This is a genomic window from Streptomyces sp. NBC_01549, from assembly GCF_026339955.1.
Taxonomy (GTDB): domain Bacteria; phylum Actinomycetota; class Actinomycetes; order Streptomycetales; family Streptomycetaceae; genus Streptomyces.
Genome location: NZ_JAPEPW010000001.1, coordinates 1,206,040 through 1,225,580 on the forward strand (window position 1 = coordinate 1,206,040; position 19,541 = coordinate 1,225,580).

At 71.0% G+C, this 19,541-nt stretch carries 14 protein-coding genes and 1 pseudogene; 8 read left to right on the top strand and 7 right to left on the bottom strand.

All coding sequences use genetic code 11. The features are described from left to right. Nucleotides 1-11: 11 nt before the first annotated feature. Entirely contained in the window at nt 12-1,265 is a 1,254-nt protein-coding gene (locus tag OG819_RS05070; protein WP_266628815.1) for an Ig-like domain-containing protein, read from the bottom strand. A 188-nt stretch (nt 1,266-1,453) separates the two neighbouring features. After that, nucleotides 1,454-2,671, bottom strand: coding sequence for an Ig-like domain-containing protein (locus OG819_RS05075; RefSeq protein WP_266628813.1), 1,218 nt, complete (start codon nt 2,669-2,671; stop codon nt 1,454-1,456). 151 nt (nt 2,672-2,822) lie between these two features. Between OG819_RS05075 and glgX the strand changes: the two genes are divergently transcribed. The 3 genes and pseudogenes from glgX (at nt 2,823) to OG819_RS05090 (ending at nt 5,886) form a co-directional block, all read left to right on the top strand. Further along, on the top strand, nt 2,823-5,090 hold the full coding sequence (gene glgX, locus OG819_RS05080) for a glycogen debranching protein GlgX (RefSeq protein ID WP_266628811.1): 2,268 nt from the start codon (nt 2,823-2,825) through the stop codon (nt 5,088-5,090). Between the two features lie 18 nt (nt 5,091-5,108). Further along, nucleotides 5,109-5,261: pseudogene (locus OG819_RS05085) on the top strand (transposase); the annotation flags it as partial. Between the two features lie 76 nt (nt 5,262-5,337). Then, a complete protein-coding gene (locus tag OG819_RS05090) occupies nt 5,338-5,886 on the top strand; it encodes a Uma2 family endonuclease (RefSeq protein ID WP_266628809.1) in 549 nt (182 codons plus the stop codon). Nucleotides 5,887-6,428: 542 nt separating this feature from the next. On the opposite strand, the gene OG819_RS05095 is transcribed toward OG819_RS05090, so the two are convergent. The 5 genes from OG819_RS05095 to OG819_RS05115 all read right to left on the bottom strand — a co-directional run bounded on the left by OG819_RS05095 (nt 6,429) and on the right by OG819_RS05115 (nt 10,547). After that, nucleotides 6,429-6,626, bottom strand: coding sequence for a DUF397 domain-containing protein (locus tag OG819_RS05095; RefSeq protein WP_266648220.1), 198 nt, complete (start codon nt 6,624-6,626; stop codon nt 6,429-6,431). Between the two features lie 308 nt (nt 6,627-6,934). Beyond that, a complete protein-coding gene (locus OG819_RS05100) occupies nt 6,935-7,597 on the bottom strand; it encodes a response regulator transcription factor (RefSeq protein WP_266648222.1) in 663 nt (220 codons plus the stop codon). After that, nucleotides 7,587-8,852, bottom strand: a complete 1,266-nt coding sequence (locus OG819_RS05105; protein ID WP_266628801.1) for a sensor histidine kinase — start codon at nt 8,850-8,852, stop codon at nt 7,587-7,589. Before OG819_RS05105 ends, OG819_RS05100 begins: the two co-directional genes overlap by 11 nt. 25 nt (nt 8,853-8,877) lie before the next feature. Next, nucleotides 8,878-9,612 (bottom strand): ABC transporter permease, encoded by a 735-nt coding sequence (locus tag OG819_RS05110; RefSeq protein WP_266634687.1) that lies wholly within the window; start codon nt 9,610-9,612, stop codon nt 8,878-8,880. 23 nt (nt 9,613-9,635) lie between these two features. Next, nucleotides 9,636-10,547, bottom strand: coding sequence for an ABC transporter ATP-binding protein (locus tag OG819_RS05115; protein ID WP_266648224.1), 912 nt, complete (start codon nt 10,545-10,547; stop codon nt 9,636-9,638). A 180-nt stretch (nt 10,548-10,727) separates the two neighbouring features. Here OG819_RS05115 and OG819_RS05120 point away from each other — a divergent pair, with 180 nt between their 5' ends. The 5 genes from OG819_RS05120 to OG819_RS05140 all read left to right on the top strand — a co-directional run bounded on the left by OG819_RS05120 (nt 10,728) and on the right by OG819_RS05140 (nt 19,454). Continuing rightward, entirely contained in the window at nt 10,728-12,515 is a 1,788-nt protein-coding gene (locus tag OG819_RS05120; RefSeq protein WP_323139324.1) for an ABC transporter ATP-binding protein, read from the top strand. Continuing rightward, a complete protein-coding gene (locus tag OG819_RS05125) occupies nt 12,512-14,431 on the top strand; it encodes an ABC transporter ATP-binding protein (protein WP_266648228.1) in 1,920 nt (639 codons plus the stop codon). The genes OG819_RS05120 and OG819_RS05125 overlap by 4 nt, the downstream gene beginning before the upstream one ends. A gap of 53 nt (nt 14,432-14,484) precedes the next feature. Further along, nucleotides 14,485-16,272, top strand: a complete 1,788-nt coding sequence (locus OG819_RS05130) for an ABC transporter ATP-binding protein (RefSeq protein ID WP_266648230.1) — start codon at nt 14,485-14,487, stop codon at nt 16,270-16,272. Then, entirely contained in the window at nt 16,269-18,017 is a 1,749-nt protein-coding gene (locus OG819_RS05135; RefSeq protein WP_266628791.1) for an ABC transporter ATP-binding protein, read from the top strand. The genes OG819_RS05130 and OG819_RS05135 overlap by 4 nt, the downstream gene beginning before the upstream one ends. Before the next feature lie 264 nt (nt 18,018-18,281). Next, nucleotides 18,282-19,454, top strand: coding sequence for a DUF1343 domain-containing protein (locus OG819_RS05140; RefSeq protein ID WP_266648231.1), 1,173 nt, complete (start codon nt 18,282-18,284; stop codon nt 19,452-19,454). Nucleotides 19,455-19,541 lie beyond the last annotated feature (87 nt).

Sequence of the window (19,541 nt, forward strand, 5' to 3'; positions counted from 1 at the left end):
AGGCGAAGGGATCAGGCGGTCCAGTCCGACCAGGACATGTTCCAGCCGTTGAGGCCGTTGTCCGGGGCGACCGTCTTGTCGTTCGAGCGCTTCACGATCACCACGTCGCCGGTGATGGAGTGGTCGAAGAACCAGGCGGCGGGCGCACTGCGGTCACCGCCGCCGCGCACGTCGCGCAGGCCCACGCAGCCGTGGCTGGCGTTGTAGTTGCCGAAGGCGTCGCCGCCCCAGTAGTTGCCGTGGATGAAGGTGCCGGAGTCGGTCAGGCGCTGGGCGTCGGGCACGTCCTTGATGTCGTACTCGCCGCCGTAGCCGACCGTCTCACCGTTCATACGGGTCACCCGGAGCTGCTCACTGATGACCATCTGGCCGTTCCAGGTGTCGTAGCCCGGCTTGCCCGTGGTGATCGGGATGGTCTTGATGACCTTGCCGTCGCGCTTGACGACCATCTTGTGGGTCTTGGCGTCGACCGTGGAGACCTGGCTGCGGCCGATCGTGAAGGACACGGTCTTGGCCTGCTTGCCGTAGACCCCGGGCCGGCCCTCGACACCGTCGAGGTTCAGGGTGACGCTGACCTTCGTACCGGCCTTCCAGTACTGCTCGGGACGGAAGTCGAGACGGTCGTTGCCGAACCAGTGGCCCTGGACGTCGACGGCCGGCTCGGTCTTGATCTTGACGGCCTTCTCCACGGCGTCCGGGTGCGTGATGCCCCGGGTGAAGCGGATCGAGAAGGGCATGCCGACGCCGACCTTGGAACCGTCCTCGGGCGTGAACGTGCCGACGAAGGTGTTCTTCGGGGTCAGGGTGGTGAAGGCGGACTCCTCGGCGGCCTCACGGCCGTCGGCGTCCTTGGCCACCGCGTGGACCTTGTACTTGGTGGCGGAGGCGAGGTGGGTCGAAGGCGTCCAGGTGGCGCCCTCGCCGGTTATCGCGCCGTCGACCGCGTTGCCCTTGCCGTCCTTGACCGTGACCTCGGTCAGCTTGCCCTTGGCCGCGCTGACCTTGAGGGCCCCGCTGGTGGCCACGCCGTTCGTGCCGTCCTTCGGGGCGATGGTCACCACGGCCTGCGAGACCTTGGTGTCCGCCTTGGCGGAGCTGCCCGCGCTCTTGCCCTTGCCGTTCCCGGAGTCCGAGTCCCCTCCCCCGCCGCACGCGGACACGGCGAGCAGCAGCACGCCGAGCAGCAGCGCCAGGATTCCCTTGTTCCCCCGGCTCCCCCGTTCCCGCGTTCCAACCGACGCCCCCGATATCGGTCGCCCGTTCAAGTCTGTTCTCCCCTCGCACGGCCTGATCAGGCCCGCACCCCAGCGCGTCGCCGCGCGTATCGCGCTAATTAATCACACGGCTCGGAGAGATGGCTCCCCGGGATTGTCACCGTTCAGTCCCAAGTTCGGCCGTGTGGGGGCGCGCTGGAGTCCCCTGCCCTACGACGCGTGCGTGCGCCTCTTTCGGGCTACTTCGCCGCGCTGCCCGCCTTCCACTCCTTCCAGCCCATGTTCCAGCCTCCGAGCCCGTTGTCAGGAGCGACTTCCTTGTCGGCGCTGTTGACGACCTCGATGACGTCGCCGATGAGACTGCGGTCGAAGAACCAGCCCGCGGGGCTGTCGGAGCTGCCGCCCTTCACGTCCAGCAGACCGACGCAGCCGTGGCTGACGTTGCTGTTGCCGAAGGAGCCCGGGGCCCAGTAGTTGCCGTGCACGAAGGTCCCGGATTCGGTGAGGCGCATCGCGTGCGGGACGTCCGGGATGTCGTACTCGCCGCCGAAGCCGACCGTGCGGCTGTTCATCCGGGTCACCTCCAGCATCTCCATGACGACCATCTTCCCGTTGTACGTCGTCTTGCCGGGGGCGCCCGCGGTGATCGGCACCGTGTCGAGGAGGTCGCCGTCGCGGCGTACCTCCATGGTGTGCGTGGCGGCGTCGACCAGGGAGACCTGGCTGCGGCCGATGGTGAACGAGAAGGTCTTGTACTGGAGTCCGTAGACGCCCTTCGCCCCCTCGACGTCGCGCAGCCGCAGCCCGACGGTGACCTTCGTGCCCGGTTTCCAGTACTGCTCGGGCCGGAAGTCGAGGCGGCTCTTGCCGAACCAGTGCGGGCGGATCTCGACCGCGGGGCTGGCCTCGATGTGGATCGCGCGCTCGACGGCGGACCGGTTCTCGATCTCCCGGTTGAACGCGAGGGAGACGATCATGCCGGTGCCGACGGTGGAGCGGTTCTCCGGCGTCACGTATCCGATGAACCGCTCCTCGGGGACGAACGTCGTGAACGTCGTGTGCCGCGCGGAGCGCCGCCCGTGCCCGTCGATGGCCAGCACATCCACGGTGTACTTGGCGGCCAGCGCGAGCCGCGGGTCGTCGGGCGCCCAGGTCAGGCCGTCGGACGAGATGTGCCCGGGCACCGCGGACTCCTGCGCGTCCTGGTCCTTGACGACCTGCACGGACTCAAGACGCCCGTCGGGCACCCGTACCCGCAGCGCCTGCCGCGGATGTACGCCCTTGCTGTTGTCGTCGGGAGAGATCCGGATGACGTCCTCGGCGGCGGGGGGTTTGCCGAGCACCTCCTCCATCCCGTGCGAGGTGCAGCCGGCGGCTCCGGCGAGCAGGCCGGCCCAGGTCAGTACGGCGGCCAGCGCGGCCCCTGCGTGCCGCGCGCGTGTCTGTTCGTGCTTCACAGCCGTCCCAACGAGTGTGCACCCCTGGGGAAACGTGAGTGCGAGCCAAGCGCTGGGCAGAACAGTGGGGAGGACGACGCGAGGGGAAGCCGCGGCGGGGACACCGCGCGCTTGCCCACGGGCCGTCCACCGAGCCGCAGGAGGCTGAACGGTGTCGAGCGCAGCCGAGCAGGAGGCCGTACCAGAGGGCCGTGCCACGGGCGAGAAACTGCCCGCGCAGTCGTCCCCCGTACTGAACGGCGCCCAGCGGGCGCCGTCGCCCGCCGTCTCCGTGTGGCCGGGCGCCCCGACCCCGCTCGGGGCGCGCTTCCGCGTCGGCCCCGACGGCGCGGCGGGCACCAACTTCGCCCTGTGGGCGGGCGGGGCGGAGGCCGTCGACCTCTGCCTCTTCGACGAGCGCGACGGTGAGGTCCACGAGACACGCGTACCGCTCACCGAACTGACCCACGAGATCTGGCACGGCTTCGTCCCCGGCGTGCTGCCCGGCCGCCGCTACGGCTACCGCGTGCACGGCCGCTGGGATCCGTGGACCGGCGCCCGCTGGAACCCGGCGAAACTGCTCCTGGACCCGTACGCCCGTGCCGTGGACGGCGACTTCAGCCTGCCGCCCGAGGTGTACGGGCATGTGCGCGACTGGCCCCAGCAGCAGGTCGCGGACACCGTGCGCGACGACCGGGACTCGGCGCCGTACGTCCCCAAGGGTGTGGTCGTCCACGATGACGACGACTGGTCGGACGACCACCGTCCGAAAACCCCGTGGGCGGATTCGGTGATCTACGAGCTGCACGTACGCGGCTTCACGCGGCTGCACCCCGGGATCCCGGAGGAACTGCGCGGCACCTACGCCGGGTTGGCCCACCCGGCGGCGATCGAGCACCTGGTCGGGCTCGGCGTCACGGCCGTGGAACTCCTGCCCGTCCATCAGTTCGCCCACGAGGACCACCTCCTGCGGCGCGGGATGAAGAACTACTGGGGCTACAACTCGATCGGCTACTTCGCCCCGCACGCGGGCTACGCCTCCTCCGGGACGACCGGGCAGCAGGTCGGCGAGTTCAAACGCATGGTGCGCGCGCTGCACGCCGCCGGCATCGAGGTGATCCTCGACGTGGTCTACAACCACACCGCGGAAGCGGGCGAGCTGGGCCCGATGCTCTCCCTTCGCGGCATCGACAACCGGGGCTACTACCGGCTCCAGTCGGACGCCCGCCGGTACGCCGACTACACGGGCTGCGGCAACACCCTGCACGTGGTCCAGCCGCACGTCCTGCGCCTGATCACGGACTCGCTGCGGTACTGGGTGACGGAGATGGGGGTGGACGGCTTCCGCTTCGACCTGGCGGCGGCGCTGGCCCGCTCCATGCACGACGTCGACATGCTCTCCCCCTTCCTCGCGGTCATCGCCCAGGACCCGGTCCTGCGCCGGGTGAAGCTGATCGCCGAACCGTGGGACGTGGGGTCCGGCGGCTACCAGGTGGGCGCCTTCCCGCCCCTGTGGACGGAGTGGAACGACCGCTATCGCAACGCGGTCCGGGACTTCTGGCGGGGCGCGCTGCCGGACGTACGGGATCTGGGGTACCGCCTCTCGGGGTCGAGCGACCTGTACGCGTGGGGCGGGCGACGCCCCTACGCCTCGGTGAACTTCGTGACCGCCCACGACGGCTTCACGCTGCGCGACCTCGTCTCCTACGAGCGCAAGCACAACGAGGCCAACGGGGAGGGCAACCGGGACGGCACGGACGACAACCGGGCCTGGAACTGCGGGGCGGAGGGGGAGACGGACGAGGAGCGGGTACGAGGGCTGCGGCGACGCCAGTTGCGGAACCTGCTGACGACGCTGCTGCTGTCCACCGGGGTGCCGATGCTCGTCGCGGGGGACGAGTTCGGGCGCACGCAGCGCGGCAACAACAACGCGTACTGCCAGGACAACGAGATCAGCTGGGTCGACTGGAGCCTGCTGGACGAACCGGGCTGGCGCGCCCTGTTCGACCTCACCTCCCGTCTGATAGCGCTGCGGCACCGGCATCCCGTGCTGCGGCGCCGCGCGTTCTTCTCCGGCCGGGCCCATTCCGTCGACGGGCTGCGGGACCTGGCGTGGTTCACCCCTCGCGGGACGGAGATGACGGAACGCGACTGGTACGCGCCGGCCTCGACGCTCGGGATGTACCTCTCCGGGCGGGACATCCCGGGACGCGATGCCAGAGGGGCGCCGGTCGTGGACGACAGTTTCCTCGCGGTCCTGCACGCCGGGGACCGTCCGGTGAGTTACGTCCTGCCGGGCCCGCCGTGGGCCTCTCGCTACGAGGTGGTGGTCGATACGTCGGTGGAGGAGCAGGGGGAGGCGCCGGGGATGGTGCATCGGGCCGGGGGGACGGTCACGGTGCCGGCTCGGGCGGTGTTGTTGCTACGGGTCGTGGGCTGAGTGGGCGTTTACTACCTGTCCGGACCCTCAAACGCCGTCTCCGAAGGCAACAACCGCCTCAGCAAGCTCGAAGCGCGTAACGCCTTCGGCTTCAGGAACCGGAAAAACCAGCGCCTACGCTCACGCTGTGCGACCACTCGCCGGAGCCGGCGGGAGGCACACCCCCACTAAATTCGAAGACCCGTTTAAATTCGAAGACCCCTTATCCTTGAAGGCCGGTGGGAAATTTCCTGGGAGGCGCAGCAGCATGGACCCGCAGCACTTCGCACTCCTCGAAGAGGCCCGCAGGAGCCTGCCGGACGGATTCAAGGCCGAGATCTCCGGCGACACCATTGTCATGATGGTCGGCCCCTCCGGCATCCACCAGCGCAATCTCCTGGTAGTACGGCGCCAGTTTGACGCGCACACCCCTGGTGACCTGCTGCCGAGCGAGAACACAGACCTGGTCTCGCCCGACGTGGGCAAGAGCCGCAATCCCGATCTGACCTACCTGCCGGCCGAAGCCCTGGAGACCACCGACAACCAGGTCCCCGCCGAAGTCGCAGTCATCGCCGTCGAGCTGGTCTCGCCCTCGAACCCCGAGAACGACTGGGTGGGCAAAGTCAGGGACTACCCCCTGATGGGAATCCCGCTGTACCTCGTGGTCGACGCCAGGCTGAAGACCGTCACGCTCTTCAGCCGCCCCGACAGCAAGAAATACCACCGCCGCGAGGACGTCGACTTCGGCGAAACCCTCCACATCCCCCAACCGTTCGACTTCGACCTGGACACGGCAACGCTGCTCCCGTACACCTGACCGTCTTCCCGCCGCGAAGCGGTGGTAGCGCCGGATTTCGAGCTGTCCCCACCCGGACATCACTTCACGGTCGGCTGCAGGCGTCGCCTTTGCTGCTCCGACCTCGGCCTTCGACGAGCTCTGTAGCAAGTCGACAACTCGATTGCTCTGCCAGTTCCGACGCCCGTGCCGCCCGCTCGGTGGCCGGACACCTGACCTGACTTGGGGACCACACGGGCCGCAGCGCCAGCATCGCGATCACAGCGAGCGACGGGCGCTTACCGGGAAAGGCATCAGTGAGTACGACGACGAGCGGGGGGACGCACCGTTCGAGGACCTGGAGGCGGAGTTCCAGCGACTGCTGCGCGAACATCCCGTCAGCGAGGTGCAGTTGGAGGCCTGACGTCCGGTGAAGAAGGCGCGGGGACGGAAGGCCGCACCGGCACGGAAGAAGGACACCGAACAGGCCTCGCTGGAAGAGCAGGAGTGGCGCGGCAGACGCTTGTGGGGCGTTGGGAGCCGGCTCACCGGTTTCCCACGCCCCACTGCCGTACGGGTCTCCGTCAGTCCAACGACGAGTTCGCCGCGTGTACCGTAAAGGCCGACCAGGCGGCAGGGGCGACGGCGAAGGGGCTGATCTCAGCGTCCTTTGAGTCGCGGATGTGGACCGCCCGCGGGCTCATAGCGACCTCGACGCAGTTGTCGCCCTCGCTACCGCTGTAGCTGCTCTTGAACCAGCTCAGCTCATCAGTGGTGCTCATAGTGCTCCTCGCATCTGTTCCAGCAGGGTCTTCAACTGTTGGGTGTTTAGCTTGAGCAAGCTGGTTGCTGCTACTTCGTGTCATCGGTGCGGATCCTCAGCATCTGCCACTGCTTTCATCCTGGTCGGTTACGGTTTGCGTCGGCTTTGAGAGATGCGGATGGTGCCTGTCCCGTCCTCGTCGGATGCCGACGATCGTGGTCTTCCCGTACTTTCCCCGGCCTTCCCGCACCCTCCGGGTGCGGGAAGGCCGTGTCCTTGTGTGATGTTCAGTCGTTAGGCCGATCGGAGTGCCGGGATGCGGCGGCGTCAGCCCAGGATGCCCCGGTCGTACGCGACCGCCACGGCCGCCGCGCGGTCGTTGACGCCCAGCTTGGCGTACAGGTGGGTGAGGTGGGTCTTGACCGTGGCCTCGCTGATGAACAGGATGCGGGCGATCTCGCGGTTCGGCGTCCCCTTGGCGACCAGGGCGAGGACCTCGCGTTCGCGGGCCGAGAGGGAGTCCTGGGCCGAGGCGGGGGCGCGGACCGCCGAGATCAGGCGGGAGGCGATCGCCGGGGAGAGGACCGTGCGGCCCTGCGCGGCCGCGCGGACGGCGGTGAAGAGCTCCTCCCGCGGGGCGTCCTTCAGCAGATAGCCCGTCGCGCCCGCCTCGATCGCGGGGAGGGTGTCGGAGTCGGTGTCGTAGGTGGTGAGGACGAGCACCTTGGCGCGGGCGCCGCGGCGGGTGAGTTCCGCGATGGCCTCGACTCCGTTGCCGCCGGGCATGCGGAGGTCCATCAGGACGACGTCCGGGTCGAGGGAGGTGGCGAGGGCGACGGCCTCGACGCCGTTCGCGGCCTCGCCGAGGACCGTGAATCCGGGCGCGGACTCGAACATGCCGCGCAGACCGTCCCGTACGACGGGGTGGTCGTCGACGACGAGGAGGGTGATCGCGGCGTCGTCGGCCGGGGCGAACGAGTCATCGGTCATGGCGGACCAACGGTACGCGCGCCGAGAGCGCCGTGCCGTGGCCGGGTTCGGACTCCAGGGTGAGGAAGCCCGCGACCCGTTCGGCGCGGGCCCGCATCCCGTCGAGGCCGAAGCCGCGACTGCCGGTACGTTCGGGGACGGCGGCGGGGTCGAAGCCGCGGCCGTCGTCGCGTACGTCCAGGGTCACCTCGTCGCCCATGAAGGAGAGGGTGATGCCGAGGCGGGTGGCGTGGGCGTGCCGGGACGCGTTGGACAGGGCTTCCTGGGCGATGCGCAGGAGCGTCGCCGAGATCTCCTCGTGGAGGTGTTCCGCCGTGCCGGTGAGGGTGAAGTCCGCGCGGACGCCGGTGCGTCGGGCCCACTCCGCGACCGTCTTCTTCAGAGCCTCGGGAAGGCCGTCGTGTTCGAGGGCGATCGGAGCGAGGTTGTGCACCGAACGGCGTGCCTCGCCGAGGCTCTGGCGGGCGAGCTCCGAGGCGCGGCCCAGGTGTACTCGGGCGGCCCCCGGATCGGGGGTGTTCGCGACGACCTGGAGCTGCGCGATGATGCCGGTCAGGCCTTGGGCGATGGTGTCGTGGATCTCGGCCGCCAGACGGCGGCGTTCGTCGGCGACGCCGGCTTCCCGCGCCTGGACGAGGAGTTGGGCGTGGAGGGCGGCGTTCTCGTCGAGGGCCTGTTGCAGGGCGGCGTTGGTGCGTTCGAGTTCGGTGATGGTCTCGCCGCGCTCGTAATAGCGCCGCGTCTCCTGCTCCTGCAGATGGGCGACCACCATCTGCAGGCCGGAGTTGGCGATCAGAAGCGGGGGGAAGAGGATCCACTGGACCCCGCTCCCGAACGGCATGCCGCCGGTCTGCGCACCGGCCACGGTGACCGCGCTCGCGAGCAGTCCGAGCCGCTGCCACCGGCCCGGGATCAGCTCGTCGGCGTCCATGTAGCCGGAGGCGGCGTAGAACGCGAAGAACGGGTTGAGCCAGCTGAGAACGAAGGCGAGGGCCCAGCGGACGACGTAGTACACCGTCCCCGCCCGGGACGGGATCCGGCCGCGGCCGGGACGTCGGGACCGGGTGCCGTGCCACCACAGCTGGAGGACGACCGCGGCACCGACCAGGGTCCAGCCGAGGTACCACTTGACGGAGCGGTTGTGCAGGCCGGTGGCGGCGACCGCGAGGACGACACTGATGCCGAGCAGCCCGTACGGCCCCCAGGTGTGCAGCTGCTCCCAGCGCCGCTCGATCTGCCGGTCCTTGGTGGTCATCTCCCCAGTCTGCACAGTCCCCCGCCTACTCCCAGCGGAACCAGCGCGAGGCACCGGCCGTCAGCAGCACGGTCCAGGCCACCAGCACGCCCAGGTGCGCCCAGCCCGGCCAGTCCCCCGCCGCCGCCCGGTTCAGGGCCTGCGCGGCGGCGCCGAACGGGGTGTAGCCGACGGTCCGGGCAAGCGTGTCCGGCATGGACTGCACCGGCAGCCACACGCCCGCGCAGAACATCATCGGGAAGAACACGGCCGACCCGATCGCACCCGCGATCTTCGTCGTGCGGGACAGCGCCGAGACCACCGCGCCCAGCGCGAGCGCGGCCAGGATCGCGAGGACCAGGGCGACGAGATAGCCGAAGGCCTGCTCGGGCAGCCGTACGTCGAAGGCGAGGCGGCCCACCGCGAGCGCGCACAGGGCCGAGACGAGCGCCGCCCCGCCGTAGACCAGCATCTGCGCGGACAGCAGGGCGGACGGCCGTACCGGAGTGGTGGACATACGGCGCAGGATGCCGCGCTCACGGTAGCCGGTGATGTTCTGCGGCATCGACTGCAGTGCGCCGACGATCATCCCGAGCAGCACGGCCACCGGGACGTAGACGTCGATCGTACGCAGGCCGCCCAGGTCGGCGTGGTGCCGGCGGAAGGACGGGATGGATCCCAGGATCACCAGCAGCAGGGTGGGGAACATCAGGATCCAGAAGAGGGCGCCCGGTTCGCGGCGGAAGAGGCGCAACTCGGTGCGCAGGACGGCGGTGTTCACGCGGTGACCTCCGTCAGCGGTGTTCATGCGGTGACCTCCGTCAGGTCCAGGAACGCGTCGTCCAACGTTGCATCGGACACGCGGAGTTGGTGGGCGGTGATGTGGCCCCGGGCGAGCAGCGTGATGACCGCGTTGACGGTCTCGTCGGTGCCGGAGAGCGTGATCCGGCCGTCCCTGTGCTCGACCGACGCGAGCGCGGGCAGGGCGTTCAGGTCACCCTCGTCCAGCGGCGCCGACGGCGTGAAGCTGATGACGGTGGAGCCCGCCGAACGCCGGATCAGCCCTGACGGCGTGTCCAGGGCGGCCACCCGGCCCTGGTCGATCACGGCGATCCGGTCGCACAGGCGCTGCGCCTCCTCCATGAAGTGCGTGACGAGCAGGACGGTGACCCCGCTCGCCCGTACGTCCTCGATGAGCTGCCAGGTGTCGCGGCGGGCGCGCGGGTCGAGCCCCGTGGTCAGTTCGTCGAGGACGACGACGCGGGGGTTGCCGATGAGGGCGAGCGCGATGAACAGGCGCTGCTTCTGGCCGCCGGACAGCTTCGCGAACCGGGTGGTGAGCTTGGTGGTCAGGCCGAGGCGTTCGGCCAGTGGCTTCCAGTCGGTGGGGTTCGGATAGAAGGCCGCGTACAGCTCCAGCGCCTCGCGGACGGTGAGTTTGGCCTGGAGTTCGCTCTCCTGGAGCTGGGCGCCGAGGACGCGGGCGACCCGTTCGTGGTCGGCGACGGGGTCGAGCCCGGTGACCCGGACGCGGCCCGCGTCGGGGATCCGCAGGCCCTCGACGCACTCGACAGTGGTGGTCTTGCCGGCGCCGTTCGGACCGAGGATCCCGAAGATCTCGCCCTCCTCGACGGCGAAGGAGACACCGTCGACGACGGGCCGGCCGCCGTAGCACTTGCGCAGTGCGCTGACTTCGATGACAGGTGTGGCTGACATGCTTCGAGGGTCCCGGCGTGGCGGGGTCAGGAACATCGGCCATCGCGCTCGAAGGGGCATCAACCGATCGGTTGATACCGTCGTACGACCGGGGCGCAACCTGTGCACGACCGGCCAAAACTCGGTGGGCACTGTCAGTGCCGAACCGTAGGCTCGCGAGTGATGTCCACACCAGATGCAGTGACCAGTGACCGAGCCGATCGCTCGACGGTACGCAGCCTGCTGCGCCTGTGGCCGTACGTGCGGCCGGTGCGCACGCGGCTGTTCGGCGCCGCCTTCGTCGCGATCCTCGCCTCCTGCACGGGGCTGGTGTTCCCGCTCGTCCTGAAGTGGATGGTGGACGGTCCCGTGGCCGACCACGACCCGGCGGGCATCTGGCTCGGCTCGCTGTACCTGCTGCTGCTCGGCATCGCGGAGGCGGTGCTGTTCGGGCTGCGACGGTGGCTGGTGGCGCGTCCGCTGTCGGCGGTCGAGGCGGACATGCGGGCGGATCTGTACCGGCATCTGCAACGGCTCCCGGTCGCCTTCCACGACCGCTGGGCCTCCGGACAGCTGCTCTCCCGGGGCACCACGGACCTGATGCTGGTACGCCAGTTCCTCGCCTTCCCGCTGACGTTCCTGCTGGTCAACTCCGTGACGATCCTGGTCGGCGTCATCATCATGCTGGCCCAGCAGTGGACGCTCGGGCTGGTGCTGCTCGCTCCCGCCGTGCCCCTGATGGCCGTGTGCTGGCTCTTCGAGCGGCACTACTCGCTGGTGGCGCGGCGGGCCCAGGACCAGGTGGGCGATCTGACGACGGTCGTCGAGGAGAGCGTGCTCGGCATCCGCATCATCAAGGGCTTCGGGCGCCACCGCAGCCAGGCCCACGCCTTCCGCGAGCTGTCCCGCACCCTGCGCGGCACGGAGCTGGCCAAGGCCCGCCTCCTCGCCGCCATCCTGACCGTCATCGTCACCCTCCCCGAGCTCGCCATCGGCGCCGCCCTCGTCCTCGGCACGATCCAGGTCGCCGACGGCCGCCTGTCCGCCGGCACGCTGGTGGCGTTCCTGTCCACGGCGCTCGCGCTGCGCTGGCCCGTCGAGTCCATCGGCTTCCTCCTGGCGATGAGCCAGGAGGCGGCGACGGCGACGGAGCGGTACTTCGAGGTGATGGACGAGAAGCCGGAGTCCACCGGTACGTCACCGGTCGCCACCGGTACGACCGAGGTCGCCGCCCGGAAGGGCGAGGGCGGACTCCGCTTCCACGGAGTCCAGTTCCGCTATCCCGACGCGCCCGCGGACACGCCCCCCGTCCTCGAACACATCGATCTGCACATCCGTCCGGGTGAATCGATGGCACTGGTCGGCGCGACCGGCACCGGGAAGACCACCCTCACCGCCCTCGTCCCACGGCTGCACGAGGTGACGGCCGGGCGGATCACGCTGGACGGCGAGGACATCACCACGATGCCCCGCGAGGAGCTTCGCGCGCGCGTGGCCGTGGCCTTCGAGGAGCCCACCCTCTTCTCGGCGACCGTCGGGGAGAACGTGCTCATGGGCGCCCCCGACACCGCGGGAGAAGCGGACCTGGACCGTGCCCTCGCCGTCGCCCAGGCCGACTTCGCGCACGCGCTCCCGCAGGGGACCGCGACCCAGGTCGGCGAGCAGGGCCTGAGCCTGTCCGGCGGTCAGCGCCAGCGCCTCGCCCTCGCGCGGGCCGTCGTCGGCCGCCCCGGCTTCCTCGTCCTCGACGACCCCCTGTCGGCACTGGACGTCCACACGGAGGCCGCGGTCGAGGCCGCGCTGCGCCGCGTGCTGGCCGAGACGACGGCGCTGATCGTGGCGCACCGCCCGTCCACGGTCCTGCTCGCCGACCGCGTGGCCCTGCTCTCCGGCGGCCGCATCACCGCGGTCGGCACCCACCACGAACTGCTCCGCAGCAACGCCGAATACGCCCATCTGATGTCAGGTGACGAGGAGGCCGACCGATGACGGCGCCCACGACGACCGCGCCGAACAAGGAGCCGGACCGGGGGCCGGGCAGGGAAGCGGGCACGGAACCCGACGGCGGGGTGCCCGGCAACGACCGTCCGAACGCGCGGGAGTCCCACCGGTACCAGGACCCGTTCGACCGCGACGCCCTGCCCACTCCCCCGGGCGCCACCGCCGCGCTGCTGCGCTCCCTCCTCACCCCGCTCAAGGCCCGCGTGGTGGTGACGATGGTGCTGCTCCTGCTCCAGCAGGCCGCCATCCAGGCGGGCCCGCTGCTCGTCGCGTACGCCATCGACCGCGCCGTACCGGCGTTCCGCGCGCACGACCACGGCCCGCTGATCGCGGTGGGGGTCGGCTATCTGGTGTGCGCGCTCGCCGCCGGCGGCCTCCAGTACGCCTTCACCGCCGCGTCCGCCAGAGTCAACCAGGACGTGCTGCTCGACCTGCGCGGCCGGATCTTCCGCCATGCGCAGGCGCTCAGCATCGACTTCCACGAGCGTTACACCTCGGGCCGGCTGATCTCCCGCTCCACGACGGACGTCGAGTCCCTGCGCGAACTGCTCAGCGAGGGCCTGCAGGAACTCATCACGGTGATCCTGTCCTTCGTCTACATCTCCGCGATGCTGCTCTGGCTGGACCTAAGCCTGGGCGCGGTCGCGGTGGCCTCCTTCGTGCCGCTCTACCTCCTCGTACGCCAGTACCGGCGCCGCGCGGGCCGCATCTACCGCCTCCGCTCGACCGCGATCGCCGCCGTCATCGTGAAGTTCGCGGAGACGATGAACGGGATCCGGCCGGTGCGCGCGTTCCGCCGCGAGGAGGCCAACGACGCGGAGTTCCGGGTGCTCAACAAGCGCCACGAGCGCACCAACGGCGACGCCCTGCTGGAGATGGCCCGCTATGTCGTCGGCTCCCGGCTGGTAGCCAACACGGCGGTCGCGGCGATCGTGCTGTGGGGCGCGTACCGGGTGGCCGGTGGTTCGCTGGCGCTGGGTGTGCTGGCCGCCTCGGTGCTGTATCTGCGGCGCCTGTACGACCCGATCGATCGGCTGGGCATGTTCCTCAACGCCTACCAGTCCGCGGCGGCCTCGCTGGAGAAGATCGCGGGTCTGCTGGCCCAGACGCCGTCCGTGCCGGAGCCGGCCGAACCGAGGCGGCTGCCCGCGCTCGCCTCCACGCAGCCGGGCCGCGAGGTCGTCTTCGAGGACGTCCGCTTCGCGTACCGCACGGGCGGCGAGGTGCTGCCCACCTTCTCGCTCACACTCCCCGCGGGACAGACGGTGGCCGTCGTCGGCTCGACGGGCGCGGGCAAGTCGACCCTCGCCAAGCTGCTGGCCCGCTTCTACGACCCCACCGACGGCAGGGTCCTGCTCGACGGCGTCGACCTGCGCGAGCTGTCCGTGCCCGAACTGCGGCGCGGGGTGGTGATGGTGACCCAGGAGGCCTTCCTGTTCTCCGGCACGGTCGCCGAGAACATCGCCATCGGCCGCTCCGACGCGAGCCGCGAGGAGATCGAGCGGGCCGCCAAGGCGATCGGCGCCCACGACTTCATCAACGCGCTGCCCGAGGGCTACGACACGGACGTACGCAAGCGGGGTGGCCGTATCTCCGCCGGACAGCGCCAACTCGTCGCCTTCGCACGGGCGTTGCTGGCCGACCCGGCCGTCCTCATCCTCGACGAGGCGACCAGCTCCCTCGACATCCCGGGGGAACGGGCGGTGCAGCGCGCCATGTCGACGGTCCTGCGCGGCCGGACGGCGGTGGTCATCGCCCACCGCCTGTCCACGGTGGAGATCGCCGACCGGGTGCTGGTGATGGAACACGGACGGATCGTCGAGGACGGCAGCCCGGCCGAACTCGTCGCGTCCACCGGCAGATTCGCGGACCTGCACCAGGCGTGGCGCGAAAGCCTCGTCTAGCGGACGGCGAGTGACTCGTTCAGCGGACGGCGAGTGAAAGGCATGAGGGTCGGATGATCGATGCGTACGAGGACCCCGGGACGCCCGACTGTCGGGGCGGGTGGCGGTACCTGTGGTGGCTGGTCACCCGGCAGGCGGGGCGGAGCGCGGCAGGCGCGCTGCTCGCCACCGTGTGGATGGTGCTCCTGGCGCTGCCGCCGTATCTGCTCTCCCGCGCGATCGACGACGGCCTGGAGCCGGGCGACCAGGGCGCGCTGCTCGGCTGGACGGCCGCCGTGTTCGGCATCGGGGTGTTCAACGCCTGGCTGGGCATCATGCGGCACCGCACCATGACCAAGGTCCGGATGGACGCCAACTTCCGTACGGTCAAGGTCGTGGTGGAGCAGTCGGCGCGACTGGGTGCCGCGCTGGCCCGCCAGGTCGGCGCCGGGGAGGTCGTCACGATCGGCGTCGGCGACGTCCAGACGATCAGCCAGTCGCTGACCGTCGTCGGTCCCGGCGTCGCCGCGATCGTCACCTACGGCGTGGTCGCCGTGCTGCTGATGTCGGTCTCGCTCCAGCTCTCGGTGGTGATCCTCCTCGGGGTGCCGCTGACCGCCGGGCTCGTCGGCCCGCTGATGTCTCGGCTGCAGGGCGCGGAGACCGAGTACCGCGAGCGGCAGGGCGTGCTGACCGCACGGATCGGCGACCTCGCGGGCGGCCTGCGCGTCCTCAACGGCCTGGGTGGCAAGGGGCTGTTCGCGGACACCTTCCGACGCGATTCGCAGGAGCTGCGGGCGCAGGGGTACCGGGTCGGGGCGGCGACCAGCTGGATCCAGGCGCTGGGCATGGGACTGCCGACGCTCTTCCTCGCCGTCGTGACCTGGCTCGCGGCCCGGCTGGCGGCCCAGGGGGAGATCACCATCGGCCAGTTGGTGTCCGTGTACGGCTATGTCGCGGTCCTCGTGGCGCCGGTGTACTTCCTCATCGAAGGCGGCTACCAGCTCAGCCGGGCCGTCGTCGCAGCCCGGCGCGTCGTACGGTTCCTGTCCCTGGAGCCCGTCGCCGACCACCCCGACGCCCGGGACGCGCCCGCCTCCCCGGCGGTGCTGCACGATCCGGACTCCGGGGTGCGGGTGCTGCCGGGGCGGCTCACCGCGCTGGTCGGAGCCCTTCCCGCGGAGTCCGAGGCCGTCGTCGACCGCCTCGGCCGGTACGCGGAATCGGCGGTGACCTGGGGTGGCGTACGGCTCGACGGGATCGCGCTGGCGCAGGTGCGCGAACGGATCCTGGTCGCGGACAACGAGGCCGACCTGTTCGCGGGCACCCTGCGCGAGCTGGTCTCCGGTCGCCGGGAGCACGACGAGGAGGCGATCGCCCGGGCGGTGCGCACGGCGGCGGCGGACGACATCGTGCTCGGTCTGCCCGACGGTCTCGACTCGGACGTCGCCGCCCAGGGCCGCAGCCTCTCCGGGGGCCAGCGACAGCGGGTACGCCTGGTGCGGGCGCTGCTCGCCGACCCCGAGGTACTGCTCGCCGTCGAACCCACCTCGGCGCTCGACGCGCACACCGAGGCGGCCGTGGCGGCCCGGCTGCGCGCCGCGCGCTCGGGCCGTACGACCGTCGTCACCAGCACCTCTCCGCTGATGCTGGACCAGGTGGACACCGTGCACTTCCTGGTCGACGGCAAGGTCGCGGCGAGCGGGGGCCATCGCGAACTCCTCGACCGGGAGCCGGGATACCGGGCGCTGGTGGCCCGCGACGCGGACGCCCTGGACGACGTGGACGACCTGGAAGCCCTTGACGCCGGCGATGGGATCGACGGCGTCGACGGCGTCGACGCAGAGGAGGCCCTGCGATGAGCGCACACCTGCCGGTCGCCGAGCCCGTCGAGGTGCGCCGGGCGTCGCTGCGGCTGATCCGGGCGGACGGGCGGGCCTTCGCCGCCGTGCTCGGCCTGAACGCGCTGGCGGCCGCGGCCGGGCTGGTCGGGCCCTGGCTGCTCGGGCGGATCATCGACGACGTGCGGGCCGGGGACGGTGTGCACGTCGTGGACCGGCTGGCGTTCGTCATCCTGGTGTGCTCGCTGGCGCAGCTGCTGCTGGCGCGGTGGGCCCGGTACGTGGGACACCGCTTCGGGGAGCGGACGCTGGCCCGGGTGCGGGAGCAGTTCGTGGAGCGGGCGCTGCGTCTGCCCGCCTCGGTCGTGGAGCGGGCCGGCACCGGCGATCTGACCGCGCGCGGCACCGCCGATGTCACCGTGGTGGGCAACACGCTGCGCGACACCGGGCCCGAGCTGCTCATCTCCTGCGCCCAGGCGCTGTTCATCCTCGGCGCGGTCTTCGTCATCGCCCCGCTGCTCGGCGCCTGCGGGGTGCTCGGCCTTGTCGGCATCTGGTTCGCCCTGCGCTGGTATCTGCGCCGTGCGCGCACCGCGTATCTCGCCGAGGGCACCGCCACCTCGGACGTCGCCGAGATCCTCGCGGCCACCGCGGCAGGCGCCCGTACGGTGGAGGCGTTCGGACTGCGGCGCGACCGGATCGCCGCGAGCCGTCGGACGCTGGAGACGTCCCGCCTGCGGCGGATGCGGACCCTGTTCCTGCGCAGTGTGTTCTTCCCGGCCGTGGAGGTGTCGTACGTCGTTCCCGTGGTCACCGCCCTGCTGGTGGGCGGTGCGCTGCACGCGCGGGGGTCGATGAGCCTGGGGGCGGTGGTCGCCGCGACCCTGTATCTGCGCCAGCTCGGGGAGCCGCTCGACCAGATCCTGATGCAGGTCGAGCAACTGCAGAGCAGCGCAGCCTCGTTCGCCCGCGTGGAGGGGCTGGCCGGGGCGCCACGGGCCGTACCGTCCGGCTCGCCCACCCCGGTCGACGACCGGATCGACGTGACGGGCGTCCGCTACTCCTACGACCGTGGGGGCGAGGTGCTGCGCGGAGTCGACCTGACCGTCCGGCCCGGGGAACGGCTGGCCGTCGTCGGACCCTCCGGCGCCGGGAAGACCACCCTGAGCCGGCTCCTCGCGGGCATCGACGCGCCGCGGTCCGGGTCGGTGACGGTGGGCCACGTACCGATCGCCGACCTCGATCCCGAGCAACTGCGACGACAGGTCGTCCTCGTCACCCAGGAGCACCACGTGTTCCTGGGCACCGTCCGCGACAACCTGCTGATCGCCGAACCTGACGCCGGTGACGCGGCGTTGTGGGCGGCGCTGGCCTCCGTCGGCGCCGATCACTGGGTCCGGGAGCTGCCGGACGGCCTGGACACCGAGCTCGGCCCCGGCGCCCACCGGACGGACGGGTCGCGGGCCCAGCAGCTGGCGCTGGCCCGGGTGGTACTGGCCGACCCGCACACCCTCATCCTCGACGAGGCGACCGCCCTGCTCGATCCGACGACCGCGCGCCACACCGAGCGTGCGCTCGCCGCCGTGCTCGAGGGGCGCACGGTCATCGCCATCGCGCACCGGCTGCACACCGCGCACGACGCGGATCGGGTGGCCGTGATGGAGGAGGGCCTGCTGACCGAGCTGGGCACACACGACGAACTGGTGGCCGCGGACGGGGCGTACGCGGCGCTGTGGCACTCCTGGCACGGTGAGCGACGGCCCTAGGTCCTGTATGGAGTGGTGATCGGGGCTCGCGGGGCGTGGCGCGCACTCCCTCAGAGGGGGGACCCCAGCCGCGTTGCCGGAATGCTCCCGTGGCGGAGCTACGAGAGCATTCCGGTGCCTTGCCATCACACGAACCGCCGGTGTGCCATGGCAAGATTTCCGGACATGCAAGTAAATCTCGACATGCCGGTACGTTTCGGACCATCGCTTCGAGATGTCGCCGACGCCCGAGGGCGAAGGGCGGGCACGGACGACCGCGTCACGGTGACGACCGGGATCGCACGACTGCACGCGTCGCCCGGACTTGCCGGGCCCGGCCGGCTCGGGCTGGTGACCAACCACACCGGCGTCCTCCCCGACCTGCGCCCGGCCGCGCCCGCGCTGCTCGAGGCCGGCGTGCGGCTGGCCGCCCTGTTCGGTCCCGAGCACGGGCTGCACGGGACCGGCCAGGCCGGTGAGAGCGAGGCCGCTCGGACGGACCCCGCCACCGGTCTGCCGGTCCACGACACATACCGGTGCGGCGGCGCGCGCCTCGACGAACTGCTGCTCGACAGCGGCGTCGACGCCCTGGTGTACGACCTGCAGGACATCGGGGCCAGGTTCTACACCTACGTGTGGACCATGTTCGACCTGATGGTCTCGGCGGCCCGTACGGGCGTACGGTTCGTGGTCGCCGACCGGCCGAATCCCCTCGGTGGACTCGTCAGCGAGGGCCCGCCGCTCGACCCGGCGTGGGCCAGCTTCGTCGGGCGCGCCGCGATCCCCGTCCGGCACGGCCTCACCTGCGGCGAACTCGCCCGGTGTCTCAACGCCTCGGCCGTGCCCCAAATGGCGGGCCGGGCCGCCGACTTGACGGTGATCGAGGCCGGCGGCTGGCGGCGCGCCATGGACGCGGAGGCCACCGGCCTGCCGTGGGTCGCGCCCTCGCCGAACATTCCGACGCCCGCCACCGCCGCCGTCTACCCCGGCACCTGTCTGTTCGAGGGGACGAATCTCTCGGAGGGCCGTGGCACCACGCAGCCCTTCGAGATCGTCGGGGCCCCGTACATCGACGCGCGATTCGCGCCCTCGCTCGCCGAACTCGCCCTGCCCGGAGTGCACTTCCGTGATCTGCGCTACGTACCGACCTTCCACAAACACGCCGGACGGCCGCTGCGCGGGGTCCAGCTCCACATCACCGACCGCGAGGTGTTCGCCCCCGTACGTACCGCCGTCGCGATGCTCGCCACGCTGCGGCGGCTGTACCCGGACGCCTTCGCCTGGCGCACCGAGGACGGCGGCACGGAGGGGACCGGACACCGTCACTTCATCGACCTGCTGTGGGGGTCCGACCGGCTGCGGCGCGCCGTCGACGCGGGCGACGACCCGCTGCCGCTGTGCGATCCGCCGGCGCCGCCCGGCCGGTGGGCCGGCGACGACGTACTGCTCTACGCCTGAGACCTCCTGTCCCGACACCCCGCCCGGCGGCGTCGCCCGACTCGCCCTCGTGGACGGCGACCCGCGTATGGAAGGAAGACCCCGTCG